The organism is Pseudomonas sp. PS01270 (assembly GCF_029959775.1).
Taxonomy (GTDB): domain Bacteria; phylum Pseudomonadota; class Gammaproteobacteria; order Pseudomonadales; family Pseudomonadaceae; genus Aquipseudomonas; species Aquipseudomonas atacamensis.
In genome coordinates, this window is the sequence record NZ_JASCPT010000051.1 from 26,159 (window position 1) to 38,172 (window position 12,014).

A 12,014-nucleotide genomic window follows, 5' to 3' on the forward strand; every position below is an offset into this window, starting at 1 on the left:
CTCACTGGGCAGCGAACTGCATTTCCGGTACGTGATCCGGGACGATCAGTTTACCAGCGGTTTTGGCGACGATTTCCTCAACACTGACGCCAGGTGCGCGTTCCTTGAGGACAAAAGCGCCATTTTCGATTTCCAGATAGGCGAGGTCGGTCAGCACGCGCTTGATGCAGCCGGCACCGGTCAGCGGCAGGCTGCATTTGGCCAGCAGCTTGGACTCACCGTCCTTGGACGCGTGGGTCATGATGACAATGATGTTGTCGGCGCCGGCCACCAGATCCATCGCGCCGCCCATGCCCTTGACCAGTTTGCCGGGGATCATCCACGAAGCGATGTTGCCTTCAACATCCACTTCAAAGGCACCAAGGACGGTCAGGTCGACATGGCCGCCGCGGATCATCGCGAAGGATTCGGCGGAATTGAAGATCGACGCGCCGATCCGAGCCGTCACCGTTTGTTTACCGGCGTTGATCATGTCGGCATCGATGGTTTCTTCGGTCGGGAACGGGCCCATGCCGAGCAGGCCGTTTTCCGATTGCAGCATGACTTCCATGCCTTCGGGGATGTAGTTGGCGACCAGGGTCGGAATGCCGATGCCGAGGTTCACGTAGTAGCCGTCCTGCATTTCGCGGGCGACGCGCTGAGCCATTTGTTCGCGGGTAAGTGCCATGTTGTTGTTCTCCGTAGGCCTGAATTATTTGCGGACGGTGCGCTGTTCGATGCGTTTTTCGAACGTGCCGCAAATGACCCGGTCGACGTAGATGCCCGGGGTGTGGATCTGCGTCGGGTCGAGTTCGCCGGGCTCGACGATTTCTTCGACTTCGACCACGGTGATCTTGCCGGCGGTCGCGGCCAGCGGGTTGAAATTCTGCGCAGTGTGACGGTAAACGACGTTACCGAAATGGTCGGCCTTCCAGCCTTTGACGATGGCGAAGTCGCCGGTGATGGATTCTTCCATCAGGTATTTGCGGCCCTTGAACTCGCGCACTTCCTTGCCTTCAGCAACCGGGGTGCCAACGCCAGTGGCGGTGAAGAACGCCGGAATGCCGGCGCCGCCCGCGCGCATCTTCTCGGCCAAGGTGCCTTGCGGGGTGAGGATAACTTCGATCTCGCCCTTGAGCAGTTGCTCTTCAAACAACTTGTTCTCGCCGACGTAGGAAGCGATGACTTTGCTGATCTGGCGGTCGGTGAGCAGCACGCCAAGGCCGAAACCATCGACGCCGCAGTTGTTGGAAACGACGGTGAGGTCACGGGTGCCCTTGCGCTTGATCTCGGCGATCAGGTTTTCCGGAATGCCGCACAGGCCAAAGCCGCCGGCGATGACGGTCATGCCGTCTTCCAGCCCGGCCATCGCTTCCTCGTAGGAATACACACGCTTGTCGAAACCTGCCATAGGCACCTCTTTTATTATTTGCGGGCGGCTGGCTAGCCGAATGACTGGAGTGTCTCTCTGCGGAATATATTTGTTAAGTTGATTTTTGCGGTTGATTGATTGATAAATCTCACTAATACGCGTTCGGCGATGATCGTTCCCACGCTCCGCGTGGGAATGCCTCCTGGGACGCTCCGCGTCCAGTGACGCGGAGCGTCACGGGCTGCATTCCCACGCAGGAGCGTGGGAACGATCAGGGCCATCGCATCACGGCTTGCAGCTTGACGCTTGCAGCTTGCAACTGGAGCAAAGCGACATGACCATCAAACAGATCCGTGCCTTTCTCGCCGTGGCCCATAGCCTGAGCTTTGCCGTGGCCTGCGAGCGTCTGCACCTGTCGCAGTCAGCGCTCAGCCTGACCATCAAAGCGCTGGAAGAGGGCCTGGGCGGGCGCCTGTTCAGCCGCAACACGCGTAACGTGGCGTTGACCCCGGAAGGCGAGTCCCTGCTGCCGCTGGCGCGCCGCTTGATCGCCGATTGGGACAACGCCGAAGACGAGATGCGCCAGCGTTTCAGCCTTCAGCGCGGACGTGTGACGCTGGCGGCGATGCCGTCGTTTGCCGGCAATCTGCTGCCGCCGATTCTCAAGAGCTTCCGCGCGCGTTATCCGAACGTCAACGTCACGGTCAACGACGTGATCAACGAGCAAGTGCTGGAAATGGTCCGCGATCGTCAGGTTGAACTCGGTGTGGCGTTCGCGCCGATGCAGAGCACATCGATGACGTTCACGCCGCTGTATGTCGATCGCTTTGTCGCCGTGGTGCCGGCCGATTCAGCGCTGGCCGGTCGCGCCGACATCGATTGGCAGACTTTGCTGCAGGAACCGTTCATCACCCTGCAGCGGCCATCAACGGTGCGGGTGATGCTGGAAGAGCATTTGCAGGCGCGCGGAATGAAGTTGCCGGTGGAATTCGAGAGCCATCAATTGGCGACGGTCGGGCGAATGGTTGCCAGCGGGCTTGGGGTCAGCGCGGTGCCGGCATTGTGCGCGGGGCAGATGCGTGAGCTGGGCGCGCATTGCCTGACCTTGAATGATTCTGTGGAGCGGGCGATTGGCGTGTTGACCGAGCCGGGCAATGAACTGTCGGCGGCGGCGCAGGCGCTGTTCGAGATTCTCAAGGCGGAAGATTTGCAGCGCCAGTTCGATTTCCCCCTCACCCCAGAAGCGCGGAAACAGAGCGCCGAACGCTGATTCAGTGTGGGAGCGAGCCTGCTCGCGAAGAACGATAATGCGGTCTAAGCCTTGGCCACGCGCCACAGATACCAGGCCGCGACCGTCCGATAAGGCTTCCACGCCTGGCCAATCTCGATCATCTGTTTGCGCGTCGGCTGCACCTCCAGTCCCTTCAAGCGCCGATATCCCTCACGTACGCCAAAATCATCCGCCGGCAGGATGTCCATGCGTTCGAGGCTGTAGATCAACAGCATCTCCACGGTCCAGCGGCCGACACCGCGCAAACTGGTCAGGCGTTCGATCAGGGTTTCATCGTCCATCGCCCGTGCAGTCGGGTAATCCGGCACCACGCCGTCCAGCGTCGCCTGGGCGATCCCTTGAATCGTCGCAATCTTGCTCGCTGAAAAGCCACAAGCACGCAGTCGCTCGACCTCGGTAGCCAGAATCTGCTGCGGACGCGGAAACGCCTGGCCGGGAAACAACCCCACTAAACGCCCAAGGATCGCATCGCCGGCCTTGGCGTGCAGTTGCTGATAGGCAATCGCCCGGACCAGCGATTCATAGGGATCGCGCGCCGGATGTGGCTGATGCAGGCACGGGCCGACGGCGCTGACATGGCGCAGCCAATCAGCGTCTATCGCGGCCAGAAAAGCGCTGGCCATCTCATACGTGTCAGCCATGTTGCGGTGATACGGACGTACTCATCGAAATCCCTGTTTGCGCGTTGGATCGCATGGCTCAAAAAGCCAATTGTTGAGTCATTTGCAGCGCGGCGTTTTCCAGCCTGAGCAGGAACGCCTTGCGCGGTTGTCCGCCACCATAACCGGTCAGCGAGCCGTCTGCGCCGATCACTCGGTGGCACGGGACCACGATCGACAGGCGATTGTGCCCGTTGGCCAGGCCGACGGCACGGCTGGCGCCGGGTTTGCCCAGGCCTGCCGCGATGGCGCCGTACGTGCTGGTGTGGCCATAGGGGATTTGCAGCAGCGCCGCCCACACCTCACGGGCAAAAGCGCTGCCGGGCAGGTGCAGCGGCACGCTGAACTGAGTGAGTTTGCCGGCAAAGTAATCCGCCAGTTGCACCTCGATCTGCTGCAAGTGGGCGTTATGCCCCGGTGCAATCGCGTAGCCGTAACGGTTTTGCAGCGCTTCAACTTCACGGGTCAGCGCCGGGCGATCGAGAAATTCCAACAACACCAGCCCACGGCGCTCGGCCATGGCGATCATTGGCCCCAGCGGCGTGGTCAGGCGGGTGAACAGCAACGGTTCACTATTGGCCGCGCGGCCCGGGGTGATGTGGAAGGACTTCTGAAACGCATCGCGAAAACCGCTGAGCGACTCGTAGCCGGAGTCGAACGCCGCGTGATCGATCGACGTGCCTTGCCTGATCCCGCCCAGGGCCATGCCGAGGCGCCGTGTGCGCAGCCAGGCGTGGAAGGTCATGCCAAAATGCTGCTTGAACCAGCGCCGCAGTTTCAGCGGTTCGATGCCCTCGGCGAGCAATTGGGCATCGCTCCAGCGCCGTTCGGGATCGGCGTCCACCGTGTTGAGCAGGCGCTGCACCCAGTCCGGGGCGATGGCCGCTGCGTCCAGCGGTTTGCAGCGCAGGCAGGCGCGGTAACCGGCGCACAGGCATTCGTCGGCGTGGGCGAAGAATTCGACGTTTTCCGGTTTCGGCTTGCGCGCCGTGCAACTGGGGCGGCAAAAGATCCCGGTGGTTTTCACGGCGGTGAAGAACACGCCTTCATAGGCAGTGTCGCGCTCGAGCATGGCGCGAACCATTTCGGCGTGGGGCGGCAGGACAGCGGCTGGTATGTTCATGACGTGAGAGTAAATCCGCTTTGTCGATGGCTCCACCGAAAAATCGACAGTGAATTTTTTCCCTTGTACAGCACAATGGGCGGGTCGCCGCTTTCGAGGAAGCCAAACCATGCATCCGTTTTCCATTCAGCGCATCGATCACATCGTTCTGCGCGTCGCCGACCTGCAACGCAGCATCGATTTCTACGCCAGGGTGTTCGGCGCCGAAGTGGTCAGGCACAACCAGCCGCTAGGGCTGGTGCATTTGCGCGCCGGCACGTCGATGATCGATCTGGTCGACTTGCACGGCGAACTCGGGCGCAAGGGCGGTGGCGCGGCGCAGGCGCAGCGACGTAATGTCGACCACTTCTGCCTGCGCATCGAACGGTTCGATGAAGCCGCGCTCATCGCTCACCTGCAATCGTTCGGTCTGACCGTGGAGAAAGCCGCCAGGCGTTTCGGCGCCGAGGGTTACGGCTTGTCGCTTTACTGTTTTGACCCGGACGGCAATCAGGTCGAACTCAAAGGCCCGTCCGAGAGCGTTCAGCCAGCGGTTTCCTGAAGCAGCTGCTCGGCCACTTGCCCGAGGGCCGAACGGCCGTTTTGCGCTTGTTCAGACGCCAGATTGAACAGCGCCAGTTGCCGATCGGCGCTGGTGCCGCTGTCGATGATCGCCCGGGCACGCTCGAACAACTGCGCCGCGCCCAGTATCTGCGCCGTCTCGGCAAAGCGCTGCTCGGCCAGCCCCAGCCACTGCGCGAGCGAACAGTCGCCGTCGATGCCTTCGACCAAAAAGCGCGCATGAATCCCCTGATGTTTGGCGCGCCAGCGATTTTCCTCCAGCATCGAACGCGCGGTCTGGTCGTACAGCAAACCGGGCCGCCGCTGCGCACTGGCATGAGCCACCAATACGCGGAAAAACGCCGCAAGGGTCAGCGCATCATCGACCCGAGGGCAAGCGTCGGTCATGCGCAGTTCCAGGGTCGGAAAACGCGCCGCCGGGCGCATGCCCCACCAGCACTCGCCGGGCTGGCTGATCGCGCCGATGCGCATGAGAAACGCCAAGTGTTCGTCGTAATGGCGCTGATCGGCAAACAGCGGCGGGATGCCCATGCGTGGCCACTCGTCACACGCGGTCTGCCGATAGCTCATGAAGCCGCTGGCGGCGCCATCCCAGATCGGCGACGAACAGCTCAGCGCCAACAGCAGCGGCGTCCAGGGCAGCACTTCGTTCATCACGGCGATGCGATCCAGCGGCTCTGCCACCTCGACGTGCACATGCAGGCCCGACAACACGCTGCGGCGGGCGACATGGCCGTAGCGTTCGAACAGATACCGGAAGTGTTCCTCGTCGGTCGGAACCTGCTCGCGCCAGTCGGCCAGCGGATGACTGCCGGCGCTGAGCATGCCCAGAGCAAATGGCTCCAGGGCCGTGCGCAAGGCCTGACGGCTGCCACGCAGAAAATCACTGGCGTGTTCGAAATCGCTGAATACCGGCGAAGCCACCTCGATCTGGCCCTGAAACATCTCTGTGGCAAACCACACACCCAGCGCCGCCCGGCAAGCCTCGATGGCCTGTGGCGGCGGACTGCCGACCATGCGCAGGCTCTGCAGGTCAGTGAGAAAGTACTCTTCCTCAATGCCGAATCGCGGGTGGCTCATGACGGTGCTCGAGCAAGTGTTTCTCTTGAGAACCGTGCGCCGTTGCGGTGGTTCACGCCAGGCGACCAGTGCCCCGCGAATGCACCGTTGGTCTTGTCCATTGCACTTGAGCGGCCGAGGCGTTTCCAAACAAGTCCGATCAACGTGTTCTGGAGGCAGACATGAGCAACCCATCCAGCAACGACAAAGCGCTTAACCAAACCGTCAATCCCAACGACGACGGCTTCGCCATCGGCACGGCCGGGCGTGATGAAGACCCTAACGCCACCACCGACTGGGATGTGAGCCGTGACAACGAAGATGTCATGACGCCGGACGATACTCGCGGTCTGCCCGGTTATCCCAAGGCCGAAAAAAACAACCCATCGAAACCCGTTGCCGACAGCAGCGTACCGGCCAACGGCGATCCATCGGTGCAGAACGACGGCGCTGATTGAGGTGGTCAGCAGTGGCGGGATAGTGGCGTCGGTCGAACTTTTCTGATCCGGCGCCACTCTGAACCTGTCATAGGGTCGCAGTTCGACAGAAAAAACGCTTCGGCAGGCAGAAAAAGCTGCGTGGCGTGATAAATTCCCCCCACGTCGAGCCCACCCAGAATGGCCCCTGCCGGGTCCCACCAAGAGCGATCTACATGCAAGCAAAGGCCCGTGAGGTTTATGTGCCACCGGTGCTGCAAGATCTGCGGGCCGGCACAGCCGAACTGCACATCGCACTGGAAAAACGCCTTCCTTTTTTCTCCGATACCCTCGATACCCCCGCTTTCGAGCGCTTGATGCAGGCCTATTACGGGTTCTATCAGCCACTCGAACAGGCTTTGCTCGCCAGTGGCGCGGTCCCGGACGATTTCAATCTGCTGCCTCGTCTGAAGGCTGACACCCTGCGCGCCGACCTGCGCGCACTGGGGGCAACCGCTGATGATTTGCCGCTGTGTGAAGATCTGCCAGTCATTGACTCCAGCGCCGCCAGTCTCGGCGTTTTGTACGTGCTCGAAGGCGCGACTCTCGGCGGGCAGATCCTGCGTCGGGAGATCGCCGCGCGGCTGAATCTGGACGCCGACAATGGCGCTGCCTTCCTCGATGTTTACGGCGCGGCCACCGGGCGGCGCTGGCGCGAGTTCATCGAATACCTGAGCAACCGGCCCATGGCGGCCAGCGAACGCGCGGCCGTGGTCAGCGCAGCACAAACCACATTCAGCTGTTTCGAGCATTGGCTCGAGCGCCAGGAGGTACTGGCATGAACCCGCAAGACCCACAAGCCTTTGAAGAACTGCTGGCCAACTGTGCCGACGAGCCGATCCGCTTTCCTGGCGCGATCCAGCCCCATGGCCTGCTGCTGACCCTGACCGAGCCTGCGCTGCAGATCATTCAGGTCAGCGCCAACGTCGCAACCCTGCTGGCCCGCGCGCCCGAATCCTTGATCGGCCAGCCGCTGCACAGCCTGATCGGCGCCGAACATACCGCGCACGTGCTCGAAGCCTTGCAGCAGGCAGCGTTTTCCGAGGCGGCGCCGCTGCGATTCGAGCTCAACGGCACTGAATTCGAAGGTTTGCTGCACCGCCATCAGGGCGTGCTGATTCTCGAGCTGGAAATTCATGTGAAGAATTTCCAGCCGCGCAACGTCGCCGGGGTCAGCACTCACTTGGGTCGCATGCTCCAGCGCCTGCAAGCGGCGACCACGCTGCAGGCCCTGTACGACATCAGCGTCAAGGAAATCCAGGCGATGACCGGTTACGACCGGGTGCTGATCTATCGTTTCGAGGAAGAGGGCCACGGTCAGGTCATCGCCGAAGCGTCCGATCCGTCGATGGAAGTGTTCAACGGCCTGTTCTTCCCGGCTTCGGACATTCCCGAGCAGGCGCGCGAGCTGTACCGCACCAATTGGCTGCGGATCATCCCCAACGCCGATTATCAGCCGGTGCCACTGGTGCCGAAGCTGCGCCCGGACACGCAGACGCCGCTGGACCTCAGTTTCGCCACGCTGCGCAGCGTCTCGCCGATTCACTGCCAGTACATGAAGAACATGGGCGTGCTGTCGTCGATGAGCATTTCCCTGCTCAAGGGCGACAAGCTCTGGGGCCTGATCAGCTGCGGCAATCGCCAGCCGCTGCACGTGCCGCATGAATTGCGCATGGCTTGCCAGACCATCGGCCAGGTTCTGTCGCTGCAGATCAGTGCCATGGAAACCCTTGAACTGACCCGCCAGCGTGAAGAGAAGGTCGAAGCGCTGGCGCGGCTCAATCAGGCGATGGTCGATTCGCCGCAAAACGTTTTCGACGGCCTTGCCCAGCAGCCAGCAACGCTGATGGCACTGGTCAATGCCGGCGGCATCGCGATCATCGAAGACAAGCAATTGCACCGTTACGGCAACTGCCCTGAACCGGAAGAAATTCGCGCGCTGCACAAATGGTTGCAGGCGCGCGGCGAGCCGGTGTTTGCCAGCCATCACCTGTCCAGCGTTTACCCGCCGGCGGCGCAGTATCAGTCTGTAGCCAGTGGTGTACTCGCCATGAGCCTGCCGAAACCGGTGGACAACGGCGTGCTGTGGTTCCGTCCGGAAGTGAAGGAAAACATCAACTGGAGCGGCGACCCGCGCAAGCCGCTGGATCTGGAAAACTCCGACGCCGGGATGCGCCTGCGTCCGCGTACCTCGTTCGAGATCTGGAAGGTCGAGATGGCCGGGATCTCCACCAAGTGGAGCCACGGTGACCGGTTCGCCGCCAATGACCTGCGCCGTTCGGCGCTGGAAAACGATCTGGCCCGTCAGGTACGTCGCGAGCAGGCGGCTGTGCAGGCGCGCGATGATCTGGTGGCGGTGGTTTCCCACGACCTGCGCAACCCGATGACGGTGATTTCGATGCTCTGCGGCATGATGCAGAAAGCCTTCAGCTCGGAAGGCGCGCACACTTCGCGGCGTATCTCCACTGCAATCGACACCATGCAGCAGGCCACGGCGCGGATGAACACGCTGCTGGAAGACCTGCTCGATACCTCGAAAATCGACGCCGGACGTTACTCCATCACCCCGCAGGCGCTGGTGGTCGGGCACATCTTTGAAGAGGCCCAAGCGTTGCTGTCGCCTCTGGCCCATGACAAGGACATCAGCATTTCCTTCCAGGCCGATCCTGACCTGCGCATCCACGCCGACCCGGAGCGGCTGTTTCAGGTGTTGTCGAACCTGGTCGGCAACGCCATCAAATTCACCCCGCGCATGGGCACCGTCGGCGTGCACGCCAAATCGGTGGGCGACGAGATCGTGTTTATCGTGCGTGACAGTGGCGAAGGCATTCCCAAGGAGCACTTGCCGCATGTGTTTGATCGTTATTGGACGATGAAGGAAGGCAACCCGACCGGAACGGGCCTGGGTTTGTACATCACCCAAGGCATCGTCGAAGCCCACGGCGGACAGATCGTCGCCGAGAGCGAGCCGGGGCAGGGCAGCGAATTCCGCTTCACCGTGCCGCGCCTGGCCTGAGTGCCCCTTGTAGGTTTCGATCGTTCCCACGCTCTGAATGGGACGCAGAGCGTCCCGGGCTGCATTCCCACGCAGAGCGTGGGAACGATCAGATTCGCAGCCTCAGGGTCATTTTCTTCAATACCGCAAATCCCCCGCTCGCTACCGTAGCCACCTCGTTCCTCGTTTGAAGCAGGTGTGCAATGAGTCTGATTCTTTCCATGGCGGCGTTTGCCCTCGCCGCATCCATCACCCCCGGGCCGGTCAATATCGTCGCCTTGAGTTCAGGCGCGCAGTACGGTTTCCGCGCCAGCCAACGGCATGTCGCCGGGGCGACGCTGGGTTTTGTGCTGTTGCTGGTGCTGATGGGCCTGGGCCTGCATGAGGTCTTGCAGTTGTGGCCATTCATGACCCGCGTGGTGCAATGGGCCGGGGTGGCGTTTCTGTTGTTCATGGCCTGGAAACTGGCCAGCGATGACGGCCAGTTGAACACCAGCGAATCCGGCCGCGCACCGTCGATGCTCTATGGCGCGGTGATGCAATGGCTCAACCCCAAGGCCTGGCTGGCATGCGTGGCCGGCATGGGCGCATTTGTCGCCGACGGCGAGGCGCGGCTGGTCTGGCAATTTGCGGCGGTGTATCTGGTGATCTGCTATGTGTCGGTGGGCTGCTGGGCGTATGCCGGGACGTTTTTGCGCGGGTATCTGGGCAATGCGGCGGGGATGCGCTGGTTCAATCGGTTGATGGCGTTGTTGCTGGCGGTGAGTGCGGGTTATCTGCTGATCACCTGATTTGCTGTAGGAGCTGACGAGTGCAGGGGTTTGCATGTACGGGAGATAAAAGTCAGCCGCGATACTGCCCCGGCGTTGCCGCCAGATGTTGTTTGAACGCTCGCTGAAAATGCGCCTGATCGGCAAACCCGGCCTGGAGCGCGACATCGGCAATCAACTGGCCGCTGCGCAAGCGCTCGCGGGCGAACTGGATGCGCTGGTTGACCAGGAAGGCATGGGGCGTCATACCGAAACGCTGCCTGAACGCACGAATCAGGTATGACGGCGATAGCTGCGCCGCCGCGCAAATTGCCTCGAGGCTCAGCACTTCGGTGCAATGTCCACGGATGAAATCAGCGGCGCGCTCCAGCTTGAAATTCGGCTCTGCAACGGGCTCGTCCGCCGGATTAAGGCGCCCCTGCAAATCACTGAAAAACTCAACCGCCGCGCTGTGTTTCGCCAGCGCCTCCATTTGGTCGTCGAGCAGAACCTCGTACAACCCCATCAACTTGCCAAACAGTTCGGCGTCAGTCAGATGCGTGTCGCTAAACCGGCGGAATTCCAGCTCCCCGGCAAACCCCAACTGATGTTGCAAATCCGTCAGCCACGGCGTTTCGACATACAACATCACGTACGACCAAGGCTGATCATCGATCGGATTGCAGGCGTGCACATCGCCGGGATTCATCAGCACCACGGTGCCGGCCGCCACCTCATACTGCGCCTGCTCATGCACATAGGTGCTGCGCCCGGCGGTGATCGCGCCGATGGAAAAATGCGCATGGGAATGCCGCGCATAACAGACTTCACGCCCATCCGCGATCGCCCGCGCTTCGATGAAGGGCGGGGCGTCGTCGCGCCAGAAGCGCGGGGCTTTCTCGGGGTTTTTCGCTGTGGGGTGTTTCATCGTGATCGTCCCGGCAGGTCAGCGTCTGAGTGTATTAGCTCTGGCCGGCGAATGCCCGTTGCAGTGCGGCAACATTGAGTTCTTTCATCTGAAACATCGTCTGCATTGCAGCGCCGACTGTTATAGGCTCTGGGGGCGTGACACCACGAGCGCGATGGAGCTGAACCATGACTGCATTTACCGGCGGATGCCTGTGCGGCGATGTGCGTTTTCAAGCCTCTGGCGAGCCTTACCGGGTCGGACTGTGCCATTGCCTGGACTGTCGCAAGATCCACGGTGCGCTGTTTCATGCCTCGGCGATTTTTCCTGAGGACGCGGTGACCATCAGCGGTGAAACCCATGAGTATCAAGGGCGGCACTTTTGCCCGCGCTGTGGTTCGTCGGTGTTCAATCGCAGTGGTGATGAGGTCGAGGTGAACCTCGGCGCGCTGGATGCGCCGGATCAGTTGAAGCCGACCTATGAGAGCTGGATTGTGCGGCGTGAATCGTGGCTGCCGGATTTTCCGCTGGCCAGGCATTACCGTGGTGATCGTGAAGGCAAAGGGCGGGCAGAGGGGTAGGGGATTGATTCAACTTTCAGCACGCCTGCGATTTTTGTGGGGGCGAGTCTGCTCGCGATAGCTATCTCAAAGATACGAATGAATAGCGGATCTACCTTGACCCCTGTGGGAGCTGGCTTGCCAGTGATGGCGGCCTTCCAGCCGACCAGTCTCTGGCGGATATATACCCAATACCAACTGTGGGAGCGAGCCTGCTCGCGAAGGCGTTGGGTCAGTCAATACGTAAGTGGCTGAACGAACGCTTTCGCGAGCAGGCTCGCTC

13 protein-coding genes are annotated in these 12,014 nt (G+C 61.4%); 7 read left to right on the top strand and 6 right to left on the bottom strand.

Annotated features, from left to right (window positions below):
- Position 1: 1 nt before the first annotated feature.
- Together QMX86_RS15565 and QMX86_RS15570 are read right to left on the bottom strand one after the other, a co-directional pair.
- Complete coding sequence (locus QMX86_RS15565; RefSeq protein WP_016774134.1) at positions 2 to 667, bottom strand: CoA transferase subunit B; 666 nt, start codon at positions 665 to 667, stop codon at positions 2 to 4.
- 24 nt (positions 668 to 691) lie between these two features.
- Positions 692 to 1,390, bottom strand: a complete 699-nt coding sequence (locus tag QMX86_RS15570) for a CoA transferase subunit A (protein ID WP_110645843.1) — start codon at positions 1,388 to 1,390, stop codon at positions 692 to 694.
- A gap of 295 nt (positions 1,391 to 1,685) precedes the next feature.
- On the opposite strand from QMX86_RS15570, the gene QMX86_RS15575 reads away from it, so the two are divergent.
- Positions 1,686 to 2,621: a LysR family transcriptional regulator gene (locus QMX86_RS15575; protein ID WP_110645842.1), complete on the top strand. Its 936-nt coding sequence runs from the start codon at positions 1,686 to 1,688 to the stop codon at positions 2,619 to 2,621.
- 44 nt (positions 2,622 to 2,665) lie between these two features.
- Here QMX86_RS15575 and QMX86_RS15580 read toward each other — a convergent pair whose 3' ends face one another.
- Positions 2,666 to 3,283, bottom strand: a complete 618-nt coding sequence (locus QMX86_RS15580; RefSeq protein WP_110645841.1) for a DNA-3-methyladenine glycosylase — start codon at positions 3,281 to 3,283, stop codon at positions 2,666 to 2,668.
- Positions 3,284 to 3,341: 58 nt separating this feature from the next.
- Positions 3,342 to 4,424 carry a bifunctional transcriptional activator/DNA repair protein Ada gene (locus QMX86_RS15585; protein ID WP_282386911.1) on the bottom strand — a complete coding sequence of 361 codons (1,083 nt, stop codon included), beginning with the start codon at positions 4,422 to 4,424 and terminating at the stop codon, positions 3,342 to 3,344.
- A gap of 109 nt (positions 4,425 to 4,533) precedes the next feature.
- Here QMX86_RS15585 and QMX86_RS15590 point away from each other — a divergent pair, with 109 nt between their 5' ends.
- The gene (locus tag QMX86_RS15590) at positions 4,534 to 4,965 is read left to right on the top strand and encodes a VOC family protein (RefSeq protein WP_282386909.1); all 432 of its coding nucleotides are present in this window, start codon (positions 4,534 to 4,536) and stop codon (positions 4,963 to 4,965) included.
- Here QMX86_RS15590 and QMX86_RS15595 read toward each other — a convergent pair.
- Entirely contained in the window at positions 4,947 to 6,065 is a 1,119-nt protein-coding gene (locus QMX86_RS15595; protein WP_282386907.1) for a carboxylate-amine ligase, read from the bottom strand. The two genes, QMX86_RS15590 and QMX86_RS15595, sit on opposite strands and share 19 nt — an antisense overlap.
- Positions 6,066 to 6,226: 161 nt before the next feature.
- Between QMX86_RS15595 and QMX86_RS15600 the strand changes: the two genes are divergently transcribed.
- The 4 genes from QMX86_RS15600 to QMX86_RS15615 all read left to right on the top strand — a co-directional run bounded on the left by QMX86_RS15600 (position 6,227) and on the right by QMX86_RS15615 (position 10,306).
- Complete coding sequence (locus tag QMX86_RS15600) at positions 6,227 to 6,502, top strand: hypothetical protein (RefSeq protein WP_282386905.1); 276 nt, start codon at positions 6,227 to 6,229, stop codon at positions 6,500 to 6,502.
- A gap of 194 nt (positions 6,503 to 6,696) precedes the next feature.
- Positions 6,697 to 7,302, top strand: coding sequence for a biliverdin-producing heme oxygenase (locus tag QMX86_RS15605; RefSeq protein WP_122708295.1), 606 nt, complete (start codon positions 6,697 to 6,699; stop codon positions 7,300 to 7,302).
- Positions 7,299 to 9,536: an ATP-binding protein gene (locus tag QMX86_RS15610; RefSeq protein ID WP_273525612.1), complete on the top strand. Its 2,238-nt coding sequence runs from the start codon at positions 7,299 to 7,301 to the stop codon at positions 9,534 to 9,536. The genes QMX86_RS15605 and QMX86_RS15610 overlap by 4 nt, the downstream gene beginning before the upstream one ends.
- Positions 9,537 to 9,718: 182 nt before the next feature.
- Complete coding sequence (locus QMX86_RS15615) at positions 9,719 to 10,306, top strand: LysE family translocator (protein WP_282386897.1); 588 nt, start codon at positions 9,719 to 9,721, stop codon at positions 10,304 to 10,306.
- A 52-nt stretch (positions 10,307 to 10,358) separates the two neighbouring features.
- On the opposite strand, the gene QMX86_RS15620 is transcribed toward QMX86_RS15615, so the two are convergent.
- Positions 10,359 to 11,192 (bottom strand): AraC family transcriptional regulator, encoded by an 834-nt coding sequence (locus tag QMX86_RS15620; RefSeq protein ID WP_282386895.1) that lies wholly within the window; start codon positions 11,190 to 11,192, stop codon positions 10,359 to 10,361.
- A gap of 167 nt (positions 11,193 to 11,359) precedes the next feature.
- Between QMX86_RS15620 and QMX86_RS15625 the strand changes: the two genes are divergently transcribed.
- Positions 11,360 to 11,752 (top strand): GFA family protein, encoded by a 393-nt coding sequence (locus QMX86_RS15625; RefSeq protein ID WP_122880104.1) that lies wholly within the window; start codon positions 11,360 to 11,362, stop codon positions 11,750 to 11,752.
- Positions 11,753 to 12,014: the final 262 nt, after the last annotated feature.